Origin of the sequence: Mesorhizobium sp. NFR06, from assembly GCF_900115245.1 — a bacterium.
In the GTDB taxonomy this organism is placed as follows: Bacteria; Pseudomonadota; Alphaproteobacteria; order Rhizobiales; family Rhizobiaceae; genus Mesorhizobium.
Window position 1 is genome coordinate 400786 of record NZ_FOVT01000001.1, and the last position, 15832, is coordinate 416617.

Consider the following 15832-nt stretch of genomic DNA (forward strand, 5'->3'; position numbering starts at 1 on the left):
TGCGGTCGTCAATCGGTTTGCGATAAAGTGCGCGGGTCGGCTACATCAGTCCCCCCGCTACATCAATCTTTGCCCGTCCGAGCCAAAATAGAGCGGCGAGATGTAGCGGATCGTCACCTTGTCCCCCTTTGCGAGCGGCGTGTCGGGATCGGTCAGCGTCACCAGCTTCTTTGCCCCAACCGTCACATGCAGATGGTTCTGGTCGCCCAGATGCTCGACCCAGTCGACGACGCCGTCGGCGTGCCCGTTCGCGGCCTTGTCGATCGACAGATGCTCGGTGCGCGCGCCGATCGTCGTCGTGCCCGCCGGCGCGCCGCCGTCGGGCAGCAGTCCGGCCGGCAAAAGGTTGATCGCCGGCTGGCCGAGGCGCGCCGCGACATGGAGGTTCGCCGGCTGCGAGTAAATCGCGCGCGGCGTACCGATCTGCACCAGCACTCCGTCGGCGAGGATGCCGATGCGGTCGGCCATGGTCATCGCCTCGATCTGGTCGTGCGTGACGTAGAGCATGGTGGCGCCGAGCTCGGACTGGATGCGTTTGAGCTCGAGCCTGAGATCGGCGCGCAGCTTGGCATCGAGCGAGGACAGCGGCTCGTCCATCAGGTAGATCGCCGGCTTGCGCACCAGCGCGCGGCCGATGGCGACGCGCTGCATCTCGCCGCCCGACAGTTTTGTCGAGCGGTTGTTGAGCTTGTGGTCGATGCGCACCATGCGCGCCACTTCCTCGACACGCCGCCGCACAGCCTCTTCCGGAAACCGCCGGGCCGGCGAGCGCAGCGGAAAGGCGAGGTTGTCGAACACCGAAAGATGCGGGTAGAGCGAATATTGCTGGAACACGAAAGCGGTATCGCGCTCGGCCGGCGACAGCGCAGTCGCATCATGGCCGCCGATCCGGATCGCACCGCTGTCCGGCCGCTCCAGCCCGGCAATAAGCCTGAGCGTCGTCGTCTTGCCGGCGCCGGTGGGCCCAAGCAGCACGACGAATTCGCCATCCTTGATCTGCAGGTCGAGATCGTTGATGGCGACGGTGTCGCCGAAACTCTTGGTCACGCCCTGGATATGGACATCAGCCATGGCGCGCCTCCGCTGCCCGATCATACATGGCGGTCCTGACCGCGCGTCCCGTGCCCTTCTCGAACAGCGACAGCCGCGCGCTGCTCAGCGCCAGCCCGACCTGTTCGCCGGGACTGAGATGGATGCCCGCCGGCACCCGCGCCTTGATGATGCCGTCGGCCGTCTCGACCGCGACGATCTGCGTGGTGCCGAGATATTCGGTACCGTAGATCGCGCCGCGCAGCTTCGAGCCGTCGTCGAAGCGGATGTGCTCGGGCCGGATGCCGAGCGCCATGTCGGCCGGCGCGATGTCCTCGCGCACTTCCGGCACCGCCACTTTGGCGCCCTGGACGACGATCTCCTTGGCGCCCTTGGCGAGGCCGCCGCCGAACTTGAGGAAATTCATCGGCGGCGAGCCGATGAAATCGGCGACGAACATCGTCGCCGGCCGGTCGTAGATCTCGCGCGGCGTGCCGAACTGCTCGATGACGCCATGGTTCATCACCGCTATCTTGTCGGCCATCGACATAGCCTCCATCTGGTCATGCGTGACGTAGACCGTGGTGGCGTGGATGCGGTTGTGCAGTTCGCGCAGCTCATGCACCATCAAATCGCGAAATTCGGTGTCGAGCGTGCCGAGCGGCTCGTCCATCAGGAAGCATTTCGGCCGCCGCACGATGGCGCGGCCGAGCGCGACGCGCTGGCGGTCGCCGCCGGCGAGGCCGGAGACCGACTTGTCGAGCAGGTGGTCGATGCGCAGCAGTCTCGCGGTCTCCTCGACGCGGCTGCGGATCTCGGCCGACGGCATGCCTTGGGCCAGCAGCGGGAAGCCGATATTGCGGCGCACATTCATGTGCGGATAGAGCGCGAAAAGCTGGAAGACGAAGGCGATGTCGCGCTCGCGCGCCCGGCGCATGGTGACGTCCTCGCCGCCGAGCAGGATCTTGCCGCCGGTCGGCAGTTCGAGGCCGGCGATCATGCGAAGCGTCGTCGTCTTACCGCAGCCGGAAGGCCCGAGCATGACGAAGAATTCGCCGTCCTCGACGACGAAATTGGAGTCCTGCACGGCGACGAATGCGCCGAAGGCCTTCCTCAGGTTCTGAACACGGATCTCGGCCATGTCTATTCCGGAAATTTCGAGACGATGATGAACATGACCGTGCCGGTGAGCATGGTGATGAAGGAATAGGTGTAGAGCGACAGCGCAATGGGCTGGAACAGCATCAGGAAGCCGATCGCGATGATCGCGGTGGCGATGTTTTCCATCAGGCCGCGCCTTGCCCAGGCGGGCCAGGGCGATTTGCGTCTTACGGGCTGGATCGTGCTCATTTGCGCACCGCTCCGAAGGTGATGCCGCGCAAGAGCTGCTTGCGGAGCAGGATGGTGAAGACGAGGATCGGCACCAGGAAGATCGTCGTGCCGGCGGCAACCGCCGGCCAGTCCTGGCCGCCCTCGCCGATGATGGTCGGAATGAAGGGCGGCGCGGTCTGCGCCGTGCCCGAGGTGAGGAGGGCGGCGAACGCATATTCGTTCCAGGCGAAGATCAGGCAGAAGATGGCGGTCGCGGCAATGCCGGTCGTCGCCTGCGGCAGAACGGTGCGCCAGAAGGCTTGCAGCCGCGTGTAGCCGTCGATCATCGCGGCTTCTTCATACTCGCGCGGGATCTCGTCGATGAAGCCCTTCAAGAGCCAGACGGCTAGAGACACGTTCACCGCCGTGTAGAGCAGGATCATGCCGAGCGCGGTGTCGGAGAGGCCGATCTCGCGGTACATCAGGTAGATCGGGATCGCCACCGCGATCGGCGGCATGAAGCGCGTCGAGAGGATGAAGAACAGCAGGTCGTCGGCCAAAGGCACCTTGAAGCGCGAGAAGCCATAGGCCGAGAGCGTGCCCAAAAACACCGCGCAGAAGGTCGAGCCGAAGGCGATGATCAGCGAGTTGACGAAGCGCGGCAGGAAGTTCGACGGTCCGGCGATCACCATGTTGCGCTTGCGCACCGTCGCGTCGCAGACGCCGGTCGCCGGCCCGAGCGAGTTGATGTATTCAGGCGTCTGCCTCGTGCGGGTGGTGAACAGGTTGCAATAGCCCTCGATGCTCGGCTGGAAGACGATCTTCGGCGGATAGGCGATCGAATCCGGCGGCGTCTTGAAGCTGGTGGCGAAGATCCACAAGAGCGGCACGATCGAGATCAGCGCATAGGCTATGATGATCGTGCCGGCGATCAGCTTCGCGTTCGAAGACGGCGCGACGACGGAATGGGCGGTAGTCAGGCTCATCTCTGCTTCACCTTGTTGAGCGCCTTGACGTAGATGTTGGCCAGCCCGAACACCGCGACGAACAGGATGATGGCGAAGGCCGAGGAATAGCCTGTGCGCCAGCTCTCGAAGGCCTGCCGCTTCAGCGTGATCGAGGCGACCTCGGTGGTCGAGCCCGGTCCGCCGCCGGTCAACAGATTGACCATGTCGAACATCTTGAAGTTCTCGATGCCGCGGAACAGCACCGCCAGCATGATGAACGGCAGCGCCATCGGCAGCGTGATCGACCAGAACTGGCGCCAGTTGGAGGCGCGGTCGACCTCCGCCGCTTCATAGATGTATTCGGGAATGGAACGCAGGCCGGCGAGGCAGATCAGCATCACGTAGGGCGTCCACATCCAGGTGTCGACGATGATGATCGCCCACGGCGCCATCTCGACATTGGACAGCATCTGCACGTTCGTCGGCGGTATCCCGGTGACGAAGGAGACGACATAGGAGAACAGCCCGATCTGCGGCTCGTAAAGGAAGCGCCAGAAATTGCCGACCACGGCCGGCGACAGCATCATCGGCACCAGGATGATTGTCGTCCAGAAGGCGTGGCCGCGGAACTTCCTGTCGATCAGCCAGGCCAGCGTGAAGCCGATGACGGTCTGCAGGAGGATCGTCCAGAACACGAAATGCGCCGTCGTCTGCATGGCGATCCAGATGTCCTGGTCGCCGAGAATGCGCTTGTAATTTGCAAACCCCAGGTTCTTCACCACGTCGTTGGGACGATTGGCGCGGTAGTTGGTGAAGGAGAGGTAGATCGCCCAGAACAGCGGGAAGATATTGATGGCGAGCAACAAGAGGATCGTCGGCGAAATGAACAGCCAGGCGAGGCCCTTGTCGCTGATGCCCCGGATCTTCTTGGCCAACGGCTCCGGGGTCGCCCGGGCAACGTTGTCCGCAGTCCGATTGAGCATGGTGAGTCCTGCATCGGTCACTGGTAAAATCTCAACAATGGAATTTATCTGAACTGCGTCCCGTGCCAAGGGCGGCACGGGACCAGAGCATGAAGCCGAAAAGTGCGAAGCGGTTTTCGGACGACATCATGCTCCCCTCACTTTGGTCCGGAGGCGGATGATTTCAGGTCACTTGACCCGAAAATCATCCGGCTCCGGGGTCCGGCTCGGGAGGAGCTTACATCTTGCCATCGTCCTCGAAGACCTGGGTCCAGTCCTTGACGAGGCCGTCAAGCGCGTCCTTGGGCGAGCCCTGGCCGGCGACGACATAGTCATGGAAGCGCTTCTGCGAGGCCTGCAGCAGCGGCGCGTAGCTGGGTTCGGCCCAGAAATCCTTCACGATCGCCATCGAGTCGAGGAAGGCTTGCGCATAGGGCTGGCTGGACGGGAACTTCGGGTCCTTGACGACGGAGTTCAGGCAGGAGTAGCCGCCGAGCGACCACCATTTGGCCTGCACGTCCTTGTTGGCGAACCATTTGATGTATTTCAGCGCGGATTCCTGCTTGTCGGAATAGGAAACCACCGAGATGCCCTGGCCGCCGAGCTGGGCGAACTGGTCGCCGTCGGGACCCTTCGGATTGACGAAGTAGCCGATCTTGTCACCGCCGACATTCTCGTCCTTCTGCAGGCCGGGCCAGGTGAAGGCGAAGTTCATATGCATCGCCACCTGTCCGGATTTGAAGGCGTCGACGCCTTCGCCCATGTAGCTGTTGGAGGCGCCGGGCGGCGTGCAGCAATCATAGAGCGCCTTGTAGAATTCCAGCCCCTTCACCGATTTATCGGAGTTGACGAAGCCTTCCATCTCATAGGGCTTCTTCGGGTTCTCATACTGGAAGCCATAGCTGTAGAGCACGTCCATGGCGCCCATGGTGATGCCTTCCGAACCGCGCTCGGTATAGATCGATGCGCCATAGACGGTCTTGCCGTCGATCTGCCGCTTCTGGAAGAATTCGGCGATCTGCTTCAACTGGTCGAAAGTGGTCGGCGGGGCGAGGTCCCAGCCATATTTTTCCTTGAATTCCTTCTGCAGCTCGGGCCGCGAGAACCAGTCCTTGCGATAGGTCCAGCCGACAACGTCGCCCATGGCCGGCAGCGCCCAGTAGTTCGGCGTGTTTTTCGGCCATTCCGAATAGCCGACCACGGTCGCCGGCACGAAGTCGTCCATGCTGATATGCTCCTTGTCGAAGAAGTCGTTCAGCTTGACGTAATGGCCGTTCTCAGCGGCGCCGCCGATCCACTGGCTGTCGCCGATGATCAGGTCGCAGAGCTTGCCGTGCGAGTTGAGCTCGTTGAGGAAGCGGTCGGCGTAATTGGTCCACGGCACGAACTCGAACTTCATGCCGATGCCGGTTTCCTTGGTGAAGTCCTTGGACAATTCCACGAGCGCGTTGGCCGGATCCCAGGCCGCCCAGCACAGTGTCAGGTCTTCCGCATGCGCCACGTTCGCGACGGCTGTCGACGCGGTGATCGCCGAGGCCAGTCCCAACGCCAGTTTCAAGGTCGATTTCATGCCTTACCTCCCATTTGCGAAACGCGTCCGGATGACGGTTTCAAGAGCCCGCAACCCTCGCTCCTCCGAGGGCCTAAACATGGTGCGCGATGCGCCGCCGATGTTTAGTAATTTGTTTAGTGATGCTCTTTTTACTAAACAATGCAAGCGAATTCGTTGCTGCGCCGCAGCATGTCGAAATGCGTGATTGAAATCGTTGGGAAAAGGCCGCTGGCCGCTCCGCCTCAGCCGTCAGCTATCCTCGCCTGCGGCGCGCGGGCTCGCCGTCACCGGCCGGATCGGCGGCGCCGGCGGCAGCAAAAGTGAGCTCTGCGCCTTGCGCGGCATAGGCGGCCAGCGTACCGAACATGAATATCTCGATGTCGTCGGGATGCGCCCCCAGCGCCAGTATCTTCATGTCTTCTCTCCCGGAAATGGTATCGTGCCGAACGGAATCCTGCTCGCCCTGCTCGCTTACGCAAACTATTCGTTCAGCGACGCCGTCATCAAGGGTCTGGGCGGGCAGTTCACTGTCTTCGAGATCGGCTTCTTCGTCACCTTGTTTGCCGGCTGTTTCCTCTTCTTCACGCGGCCGAAGCAGGAGCGCTGGCTCGATTTCTGGCGCACCGGACGGCCGTGGGCCGTGCAGGCCCGCGCCTGGGCCGGCATCGCGTCGGGCGTGCTCAGCGTCTATGCCTTCACCACCATTCCGTTGGCGGAGGTCTACGCCCTGCTCTTTCTGGCGCCTTTGCTAGTCACCGTCCTTTCGACCGTCATCCTGAAGGAGAAGGTCGGCCCCTGGCGGTGGCTGGCCGTGGTCGCCGGCTTCGCTGGCGTCATGCTGGTGGTGAGGCCGGGGTTCCGCGAATTGCATCTCGGCCATCTCGCCGCCTTTGCCAATGCCTTCGTCGCCGCAACCATCGTTATCCTGATGCGCTCGCTTGCCCAGCAGGAAAAGCGCACCACCATGTTGGGCACCCTGATCGGCTGCGGCCTGCTTTTCAACGGGGTGGGCGCCTCTGCCACGTCGTTTTCGCTTCCCAATCTGTGGCAACTGGGCTGGTTGGTCCTGGGCGGGCTGTTTACCGCCGGCGGTCAATTGCTGCATCTCCTGGCAGCCAAATACGCGCCGGCCAATCGCATCGCGCCGACGCACTATTCGCAGATCATATGGGCGGTCATCCTCGGCGCGATGTTCTTCCAGGAATACCCCGACGCGATGTCGCTGGTCGGCCTCGTCGTCGTCGGTGCTTCCGGCCTCCTCACCATGGTGCGCGAGGAAGCGCGGCTTGGCACCGTGCGCTGGAACCCGTTCACGCGCGCCCGGCTTTGACCGACAATGGCCTCAACACGTTGCATGGCGACCGCGCGCGCTGATATGCGGGCCAGATGACGACGCAACCCTTGCCGGAGCTTCCGGTCACAGCCGTGTTGCCGGCGCTTGGCGCGGCGCTTGGCCGTGGCGGCAGCGCCGTGCTTGTGGCGCCGCCCGGCGCCGGCAAGACGACGCTGGTGCCGTTGGCGCTGCTCGATGCACCGTGGCTCGGCGCGGGCAGGATCGTGCTGCTCGAGCCGCGCAGGCTCGCCGCTCGCGCCGCCGCCCGCCGCATGGCCGAATTGTTGGGCGAAGAGCCCGGCGGGACGGTCGGCTATGCGATGCGCATGGAGAACCGTACGTCGGCGCGGACAAAAATCCTGGTCGTCACCGAAGGCGTGCTCGCGCGGATGATCCTCGACGATCCGGAGCTGCCCGGCGTGTCGGCGGTGATCTTCGACGAATTCCACGAGCGCTCGCTCGACGGCGATTTCGGCCTGGCGCTGGCGCTCGACGTGCAGGGCGCGCTGAGGCCGGACCTGCGGCTGCTGGTCATGTCGGCGACGCTCGACGGCGCGCGCGTCGCAAGGCTCCTGGCGCAGGCGCCGGTGATCGAAAGCGAGGGCCGCGCCTTCCCGGTCGAGATCCGCTACGACGAACGGCCGGCCGGCGTGGCGATCGAGGACGCCATGGCCAAGGCCGTGCGCGCCGCACTTGCCAGTGAACCAGGCAGCGTGCTCGCCTTCCTGCCCGGGCAGCGCGAGATAGAGCGCAGCGCCGAGCGGCTCGCGGGCAGTGTCGCCGCCGACACCGACATCGTGCCGCTCTACGGCCAACTCGACAACCGGACGCAGGATCAGGCGATCAGGCCGGCGCCGGCGGGTCGTCGCAAGGTGGTGCTGGCAACCTCGATCGCCGAGACCTCGATCACCATCGACGGTGTGCGCGTCGTCATCGATTCCGGACTTTCGCGGCTGCCGCGCTACGAGCCGGCGAGCGGCCTGACCAGGCTTGAGACGGTGCGTGTCAGCAAGGCCTCGGCCGACCAGCGCGCCGGCCGCGCCGGTCGCACACAGCCCGGCGTCGCCGTGCGCCTGTGGCGGGCGGAGCAGACGGCGTCGCTTCCCGCCTTCACGCCGCCGGAAATCCTCGAGGCCGATCTGTCCGGCCTGCTGCTCGACTGCGCCGCGTTCGGTGTCGCCGATCCGTCGAGCCTTTCGTTCCTCGATCCGCCGCCGGCGCCGGCCCTCAACGAGGCGCGGGTTCTCTTGCGCGCGTTGCACGCCATCGATGGGGCAGGGCGGCTGACGGAAGCGGGCGCCGCCATGCGTAAATTGGCGCTGCCGGTGCGGCTGGCGCATATGGTGGCAGAGGCGACGAAGAGCGGCGACGCGCGGGAAGCGGCGATGCTCGCCGTGCTGCTCACCGAGCGCGGGCTCGGCGGCGACAGCGCCGACTTGGAACGACGGCTGATCCGATTCAGGACTGAAAAATCGCCGCGCGCCAATGCCGCCCGACAATTGGCGGAGCGCCTGACCATGCAGGCTGGCGGGAAAGGAAACGACAAGCCAGCCAGCGCCGGCTCACTCCTCATCCATGCCTGGCCGGACCGTGTGGCGAGAGCGCGCGGCGAGCGCAGCCGCTTCGTGCTCGCCAACGGTTCGGGCGCCATGGTCGATGCCGCCGATCCGCTGGCCAATGAAACCTGGCTGGTGGTCGCCGACCTGCAGGGCAAGGCGCAGAACGCCCGCATCACCGCGGCCGCGCCGGTCGACGAAGCAGATCTTCGCGCCGCTCTTGCCGATCGCATCGAGAGCAAGCGCGAGACGAGCTTCGACCGCGAGCGCCGCGCCGTACGGGTGCGCGAGATCGCGCGGTTGGGCGCCATCACGCTGTCCGAGCGCATGCTGCCGGCACCCTCTGGCGCCGAGGCCGACCGCGCCATAGCCGATGCCTTGCGCGAGTACGGACTGTCCCTGCTCGACTGGGGCAAGGAGGCTGAAACGCTGCGCCAGCGGCTCGGCTGGCTGCATCGCGGCCTCGGCGCGCCCTGGCCCGATGTCTCGGACGAAGCGCTTATCAAGCGCCTCGACGATTGGCTCGTGCCGTTTCTCGCCGGCGATGCCTCTTTCGCGGCCATCAAACCGGCGACGCTGTCGTCGGCACTGATGGCGCTGGTGCCGCACGACCTGCAGCGCAAGGTCGACGCATTGGCGCCGACCCATTTCGACGCGCCTTCGGGCAGCCATGTGCCGATCCGTTATGACGGCGAGTGGCCGGTGCTGGCGATCCGCGTGCAGGAACTGTTCGGCCTCGACCGTCATCCGGCGATCGCCAACGGCACCGTGCCGCTGACGCTCGAGCTCCTGTCGCCGGCGCACCGGCCGATCCAGACGACGCGCGATCTCCCCGGCTTCTGGCGGGGCTCCTGGGCGGATGTGCGCGCCGACATGCGCGGCCGCTATCCAAAACATGTCTGGCCGGAAAACCCGCTGTTGGCTGCCGCCACCAGCCGTGCCAAGCCGCGTGGAACGTAGGCTTGCAACGGAAGCTTTGGCGGCCTCGCGTTATCGGACGGCGTACGTTGGCGATTGGCGCAAACGCCCGTCACGTCGTCATCCACGGGCGGAGCAAGGAGCGAAGCGACACGCGTAGACCCGAGGATCCATTCCGTGACTTCCAAACGTTGCGACGATCCAGAATGCTGTTCCGCTGCATTCTACGGTCAAGGTAACGGAATGGATCCTCGGGGCTGCGCTCCGCTTCGCGTCGCTCCGCCCGTGGATGACGAAGTGCGCTCGGCCAATCACCAGGCGCTCATGCTGGTGAACCGAAACGCCAGCTGCCGGCCGGTCAAATCCCCTTAATAGCGCTACTAGCGCTGATCCTCCCGCGGTTATAATCGTAAGTCGATGATCAACATCCTGCGCGCGCCCGATTCCCAGCAAAGCCAGCGGTTGCGGCTCAACACGCTGATCCGCCTGCGCTGGCTGGCCATCGTCGGCCAGAGCCTGACCGTACTGGTGGTCGCCTATGGCCTGAAATTCCCGCTGCCGGTGTCGACGTGCTTTGCATTGATCGCCTGCTCGGCCTGGATGAATCTGTGGCTCACCTTCCGCTATCCGGCGGCGCACCGGTTGACCCCGTTTTCGGCCTTCGCCATCCTGACCTTCGACGGCATCCAGCTCACCGGGCTGCTCTACATGACCGGAGGGCTGACCAACCCGTTTTCCGTGCTGCTCTCGGTGCCGGTCGTCATCTCGGCCGCTTCGCTGCCGCTGCGGCTCACCGCCAGCCTCGGCGCGCTGGTCATCCTGGCCGCAACCCTTCTGGTGTTCTTCCACCTGCCGCTGCCCTGGTATGAGGGGTCGCCCCTGCCGATGCCGTTCATCTATGTCGCCGGCATGTGGATGGCGGTGTTCGCCTCGATCGCCTTCACCGCCATCTATGCCTTCCGCGTCGCGGCGGAAGCGCGCCTGCTCGCCAATGCGCTTGCCGCCACCGAGCTGGTGCTGCAGCGCGAGCAGCACCTCTCGGCGCTGGACGGGCTGGCCGCGGCTGCCGCGCATGAGCTCGGCACGCCCTTGGCCACCATCACCGTGGTTGCCAAGGAGATGGAAAAGGCGCTCGGCAAGGATCCGAAATACGGCGAGGACGTGAAGTTGCTGCGCTCGCAGAGCGAGCGTTGCCGCGAGATCCTGAAGCGGCTGACCAGCCTTTCGTCGGAAGGCGAGGCGCATATGTCGCGCATGCCGCTCACCTCGCTGGTCGAGGAGGTGACGGCGCCGCATCGCGATTTCGGCATCTCGATCCGGCTGCAGCCCGGCGAGTGTGTCGGCCCCGAACCCGTCGGCCAGCGCAGCCCCGGCGTCATCTATGGCCTCGGCAACCTGGTCGAGAACGCCGTCGACTTCGCCCGCAAGTCGGTCACCGTCAGCTGGAGCTGGGACAATGAGGCGGTCATCTTCTCGATCACCGATGACGGACCTGGTTTCCCGGCCGAGATCATCGACCGCATCGGCGAGCCCTATGTGTCGACGCGCCAGGGCACTGAAGCCGGCGGCGGCCTGGGCCTCGGGCTGTTCATCGCCAAGACCTTGCTGGAACGCTCTGGCGCCACAATCGACTTCCGCAATTCCAGCGGGCTCGGCGAAGGCGCCGTGGTGCAGATCGCCTGGCCGCGCGGCGTCTTTCTCAACCAGCAGGCTTCGACCACCATGTTCGACAACGCGTAAGTTAAGTGTTGCAATTACCGCATGGCAGCTCTGTTGCCAGCTGTAAAAATTGGACATTGCCGTTGCAGAACTGTATCTGCGTAAAAGTGAGGCATATCGCCCAAAACCGTGCTGCTTTTTTGGGAAAACGACATGCCGGGAAACAAGGATTTAAGGCGTATTCGCTAGGATTCGTCCGATGCGAAGCGCTTTAGGCGCAATTTCGGGAAAAGCGTGACACGGTTTTCCGTCCGAAATTGCGTCAAACAAAGAGATAGGGCGGTTAACCGTTTCCCTGGAACGGTGGACTGCCCAATCAGTAGGATGCCGACAAGATGAGCGGAGACGAAACGGCTGGCGCAATGGTCGAGGGCGAGGATACCTCGTTGCTCATCGTCGAGGACGACAAGCCGTTTCTCACCCGGCTTGCCCGCGCCATGGAAGCCAGGGGTTTCGTGGTCGAGACGGCGGAGAGCGTCGAAGAGGCGGTGGCCAAGGCGCGTGCCCGTCCGCCGGCCTACGCGGTGGTCGACATGCGGCTCGGCGACGGCAATGGCCTCGACGTCGTTGCCGCCATCCGCGAGAAGCGCGGCGACGCCCGCGCCATCATCCTGACCGGCTACGGCAATATCGCCACCGCGGTGACGGCCGTGAAGCTCGGCGCCATCGACTACCTCTCCAAGCCGGCCGATGCCGACGACGTCTTCGCCGCGCTCACCCGCACATCGGGCGAGCGCGCCGCGCCGCCGGAAAATCCGATGTCGGCCGACCGCGTGCGCTGGGAACACATCCAGCGCGTCTACGAAATGTGCGACCGCAACGTTTCCGAGACCGCGCGCCGCCTCAACATGCACCGCCGCACCCTGCAGCGCATCCTCGCCAAGCGCGCGCCGCGCTGAGATCACCTGACACGCAGGGCAAGCATTTCGGGCCAACGACAGTTCCAACTTGCGGCGCAGATCGGCAATCGCCAAGATCGGCGCTGCCCTCATCGCCCTGCCGGGCACTTCTCACCGTATAGTGACGGGGAGAAGGGGCTGACCGCAACCTCGGCGCCCTTTCTTACGATGTTGATGATTGGCGAAACCATTGGCGAGAGCGTCCCTCTCCCCGTCACTATACGGGGAGAGGATGCCGGCAGGCAGGTGAGGGGCGGCGTCAACCTCGATGGGGCGAATTCGAAAACTGAGGCGATTGCCCAGACTAAGCACGGTCCGATGCTTGCCTCGCCGCCCGGGCTTGCTCATCATCCCGTGAGATGATTCCGGCCATGTGCAGGAGGGTCCATGCGAGACGAACGGCCAAAATCGATCCTTCGCGAATTCCTCGACGGCGAGGCCGCCGGCGGCATCATCCTGATGGTGACCGCCGCGCTCGCTCTGATCGTTGCCAACTCGCCGCTCGCCGAAACCTATTTCGCCGTCCTGCACGCCTATCTCGGGCCGCTCAGCGTCTCGCACTGGATCAATGACGGGTTGATGGCGGTGTTCTTCCTGCTAGTCGGGCTGGAGATCAAGCGCGAGATGCTCGACGGGCAGCTCTCGACCTGGCCGCGCCGCGTGCTGCCAGGCATCGCCGCCGCCGGCGGCATGGTGGTGCCGGCTTTGGTCTATGTAGCCATCAATCGCGACAATCCGGCCGCGATTTCCGGCTGGGCGATCCCGACCGCCACCGACATCGCCTTTGCGCTGGGCGTGCTGTCGCTGCTCGGTAGCCGCGTGCCGGCCTCGCTGAAGGTCTTCCTCACCGCCTTGGCCATCATCGACGACCTCGGCGCGGTCCTCATCATCGCGCTGTTCTACACCAGCGGCCTGTCGCTGGCTTATCTGGCCGGCGCCTTCGTCGTCATCGCCCTGCTCGTCATGCTCAACCGCATGCGGGCGATGAAGCTCTGGCCGTATCTGTTGCTTGGCGTCGTGCTTTGGGTGCTGGTGCTGAAGTCGGGCGTGCACGCCACGCTGGCCGGCGTGGCGCTGGCGCTCACCATCCCGCTCGAGCGCTCGCCCGGCATCGGCCGCGATCTCGAGCATTCACCGCTGCACCGGCTGGAACACGGCTTGCACAGACTGGTGCCGTTCATCGTCATCCCGATCTTCGGCTTCGCCAATGCCGGCGTCTCGCTCGGCGGCCTTAGCTTTGCGGCACTTGTCGAGCCGCTGACGCTGGGCGTCGCCGCCGGGCTGGTGCTGGGCAAGCTGGTCGGTGTCTTCGGCTCCTCGGCTCTAGCCATCCGGTTCGGTTTCGCCGACCTGCCGGCCAACGCCGGCTGGCTGCATATGCTGGGCATTTCGCTGCTGTGCGGCATCGGCTTCACCATGAGCCTGTTCATCGGCCTGCTCGCCTTCGCCGGCGACCCGGCGCTGCAGGATGCGGTGAAGGTCGGCATCCTCGGAGGATCGCTGATTGCGGCATTGGTTGGCGCCGCCATTCTAACTATGGCGCCGGCTGCCGGCGGGGCGGACGAGGAACTGGGCTAGGGCGCTTCACCGTTTCACGGAAACGCCGAAACGCTCTATCCCTTTGTTTTGACGCAATTCCTCGCGGATAACCGTGTCACACTTTTCCTGGAAATGCGCTTAAGCCTCATCGAGGCAGGCCAAGCTCCGGCGGTAGGCCAAAGGCCTTGAACAAAGCGGGGCCGAGCGGCGGGACATAGATGGTCAGCGAGGCGATTTTGCCGTCGGCGGGCTCGATGACATGCAGCGAATGCGGTCGCCAGGTAAAATCGTCACGGCCGAGCGCGTAAACGCCTACGGCCGGCTGGGCGTTGGCGCCGATGGCCACGGCGCGATAGCCGGCAAAATTGCCCCAGATGCTGCCCAGGAAAGCGCCGATAGCCGGGCGTCCGCGGTACCATTCCCGCCATGGCGGCATGTGGTAGACGGCGTCCTCGCGCAGCAGGTCGACGAGCCCGTCCAGGTTGTCGGCCTGCCAGGCCCGCATATAGCGTTCGAGCAGCAGGCCTTCGTCCGGATCGGGCCGTGATCGCTGCGGCGCGCGGTCCTGTTGGTGGTGCCCGCCCAGCGTCGTGCGGGCCCGCTGCAAGGCGCTGTTGATCGAGGCCGTCGATCCACCCAGCAATTGCGCGATCTCGACGGCGGACCATCCGAGCACGTCGCAAAGCAGCAGGGCCGCGCGCTGCCGCGGCGGCAACAGCTGGATCGCCGCGACGAAGGCCAGGCGCACGGCCTCGCGGGCCTCGTAGCGCGCGTCCGGACCCGGCCTGTCGTCGGCCACGTCAGGCAATTCCGCGTCCGGATATGGCTCCAGCCAGGCGAGTTCGGTGGTCGGCCCGCCGGTCGCCCGTCCTTCGGCGGGCGGTCGCTCGGGTTGTTCGAGAATGCGCCGCGCCGATGACCGTGCCTTGATGGCATTGAGGCAGCTGTTGGTGGCGATAGCATAGAGCCAGCCGCGCGCCGAACCTCGTGCGTCGAATTGCGACCGCGCCCGCCAGGCCTTGAGGAACGTCTCCTGGACGAGATCGTCCGCCTCGTTGAGCGAGCCCATCATGCGGTAACAATGGAGCTTGAGCTCGCGGCGGTGGGCGAGGCTCAGTCGCTCGAAGGCCAGCCGGCCGAGGACCGGCCGGCCTGGCCGGCCCGAAGGCTCGATAGGGCCGGGAGCGTCAGTCATGTGGAGCCCGGGGCGCTGAATCCGGCCGACATCCTGCGCGCCTCACGCGGCTGCCGCAAGGCCGCTGCCGCTCACGGTGAAGGAAGTGCCCTGCAGCTTGCCCGTCGCGAGCTGGATCACGGCCCGTCCGACATCGGCCGGCGTCTGCATGTCGCTCATGCTGGCCAGGAAGTCGGCCGGGCGGATGCCCATATAGGCCGCGATGCCATCGATGCCGTGATCGCCGACCCCGGTGCCTGGCATGATGCGCGCCGGCGAGAGCGCCATGAAGCGCAGGCCGAGCCCCAGCCGGTCCGATTCCTTCTGGCAATGGCCGGCCAAGAAAATCTGCATGCGCTTGGCGCCGGCATAGCCGCCCGAATTCGGCGGCCCTCCGCTGATGGCGGCGCCGCTGGCGATCAGCAGCACCCGGCTGCCGGGCTTCAGCCGGCCAGCGATGGCGGCCCGGCAGAACAGGAACGACGCCTTGACATCCATTTCCCAGTTCACCGAGAAGCCTTCCCAGCTCTGCTCCTGTATCGGCGCGGAAGGGGCGAGCGCGCCCGCGCAGACCACCAGCACGTCCGGCGCAAGCGCATCGAAAACCGCCTCCGGCGCGGATTCGGCCGTCGCGTCGGCCGCAAGTGTCTTCAAGCAGGGGCGTTCCCAGGCGAGCTGCTTCAGGTCGGCGGCGCCACGGGCGACGGCAAGCACGGTCGCTCCCTCGCCGAGCGCTGCTTCCACGATCGCACGGCCGACACCGCGGCTGCCTCCGACGACGACGACGTTCTGATTTTGCAACGATTTCATGCTTCACCTCTTTTCAGGCCGCCGGCCATCCGGACACGCCTGTTGGTGAAGACAAACAGCATCGGCGAAAATCATCGGTACGA

At 65.1% G+C, this 15832-nt stretch carries 13 protein-coding genes and 1 pseudogene; 5 read left to right on the forward strand and 9 right to left on the reverse strand.

Annotated elements, in window-relative coordinates:
• Nucleotides 1-57: 57 nt before the first annotated feature.
• From F3H96_RS01905 to F3H96_RS01935, 7 genes and pseudogenes are all read right to left on the reverse strand, one after another.
• On the reverse strand, nt 58-1071 hold the full coding sequence (locus F3H96_RS01905; RefSeq protein WP_149790232.1) for an ABC transporter ATP-binding protein: 1014 nt from the start codon (nt 1069-1071) through the stop codon (nt 58-60).
• Entirely contained in the window at nt 1064-2170 is a 1107-nt protein-coding gene (locus F3H96_RS01910) for an ABC transporter ATP-binding protein (RefSeq protein ID WP_149790233.1), read from the reverse strand. The genes F3H96_RS01905 and F3H96_RS01910 overlap by 8 nt, the downstream gene beginning before the upstream one ends.
• A 2-nt stretch (nt 2171-2172) precedes the next feature.
• Nucleotides 2173-2379 (reverse strand): hypothetical protein, encoded by a 207-nt coding sequence (locus tag F3H96_RS01915; protein WP_149790234.1) that lies wholly within the window; start codon nt 2377-2379, stop codon nt 2173-2175.
• Nucleotides 2376-3326 (reverse strand): carbohydrate ABC transporter permease, encoded by a 951-nt coding sequence (locus F3H96_RS01920; RefSeq protein WP_149790235.1) that lies wholly within the window; start codon nt 3324-3326, stop codon nt 2376-2378. The genes F3H96_RS01915 and F3H96_RS01920 overlap by 4 nt, the downstream gene beginning before the upstream one ends.
• Nucleotides 3323-4270, reverse strand: a complete 948-nt coding sequence (locus F3H96_RS01925; protein WP_149790650.1) for a sugar ABC transporter permease — start codon at nt 4268-4270, stop codon at nt 3323-3325. The genes F3H96_RS01920 and F3H96_RS01925 overlap by 4 nt, the downstream gene beginning before the upstream one ends.
• A 217-nt stretch (nt 4271-4487) precedes the next feature.
• On the reverse strand, nt 4488-5819 hold the full coding sequence (locus F3H96_RS01930) for an ABC transporter substrate-binding protein (protein ID WP_149790236.1): 1332 nt from the start codon (nt 5817-5819) through the stop codon (nt 4488-4490).
• Between the two features lie 289 nt (nt 5820-6108).
• Nucleotides 6109-6216: pseudogene (locus F3H96_RS01935) on the reverse strand (PIG-L family deacetylase); the annotation flags it as partial.
• Nucleotides 6217-6240: 24 nt separating this feature from the next.
• Here F3H96_RS01935 and F3H96_RS01940 point away from each other — a divergent pair.
• The 5 genes from F3H96_RS01940 (at nt 6241) to nhaA (ending at nt 13804) form a co-directional block, all read left to right on the forward strand.
• Nucleotides 6241-7131: a DMT family transporter gene (locus F3H96_RS01940; protein WP_149790237.1), complete on the forward strand. Its 891-nt coding sequence runs from the start codon at nt 6241-6243 to the stop codon at nt 7129-7131.
• Between the two features lie 56 nt (nt 7132-7187).
• The gene (gene hrpB / locus F3H96_RS01945) at nt 7188-9650 is read left to right on the forward strand and encodes an ATP-dependent helicase HrpB (protein WP_149790238.1); all 2463 of its coding nucleotides are present in this window, start codon (nt 7188-7190) and stop codon (nt 9648-9650) included.
• A 375-nt stretch (nt 9651-10025) separates the two neighbouring features.
• Nucleotides 10026-11348 carry an ActS/PrrB/RegB family redox-sensitive histidine kinase gene (locus F3H96_RS01950; RefSeq protein ID WP_149790239.1) on the forward strand — a complete coding sequence of 441 codons (1323 nt, stop codon included), beginning with the start codon at nt 10026-10028 and terminating at the stop codon, nt 11346-11348.
• Nucleotides 11349-11662: 314 nt separating this feature from the next.
• Nucleotides 11663-12226, forward strand: a complete 564-nt coding sequence (locus tag F3H96_RS01955) for an ActR/PrrA/RegA family redox response regulator transcription factor (protein ID WP_149790240.1) — start codon at nt 11663-11665, stop codon at nt 12224-12226.
• A 387-nt stretch (nt 12227-12613) separates the two neighbouring features.
• Nucleotides 12614-13804: a Na+/H+ antiporter NhaA gene (gene nhaA / locus F3H96_RS01965; RefSeq protein ID WP_149790242.1), complete on the forward strand. Its 1191-nt coding sequence runs from the start codon at nt 12614-12616 to the stop codon at nt 13802-13804.
• A 106-nt stretch (nt 13805-13910) separates the two neighbouring features.
• Here nhaA and F3H96_RS01970 read toward each other — a convergent pair whose 3' ends face one another.
• Nucleotides 13911-14960: an RNA polymerase subunit sigma-70 gene (locus tag F3H96_RS01970; RefSeq protein ID WP_149790243.1), complete on the reverse strand. Its 1050-nt coding sequence runs from the start codon at nt 14958-14960 to the stop codon at nt 13911-13913.
• Between the two features lie 42 nt (nt 14961-15002).
• A complete protein-coding gene (locus F3H96_RS01975; protein ID WP_149790244.1) occupies nt 15003-15749 on the reverse strand; it encodes an SDR family oxidoreductase in 747 nt (248 codons plus the stop codon).
• Nucleotides 15750-15832: the final 83 nt, after the last annotated feature.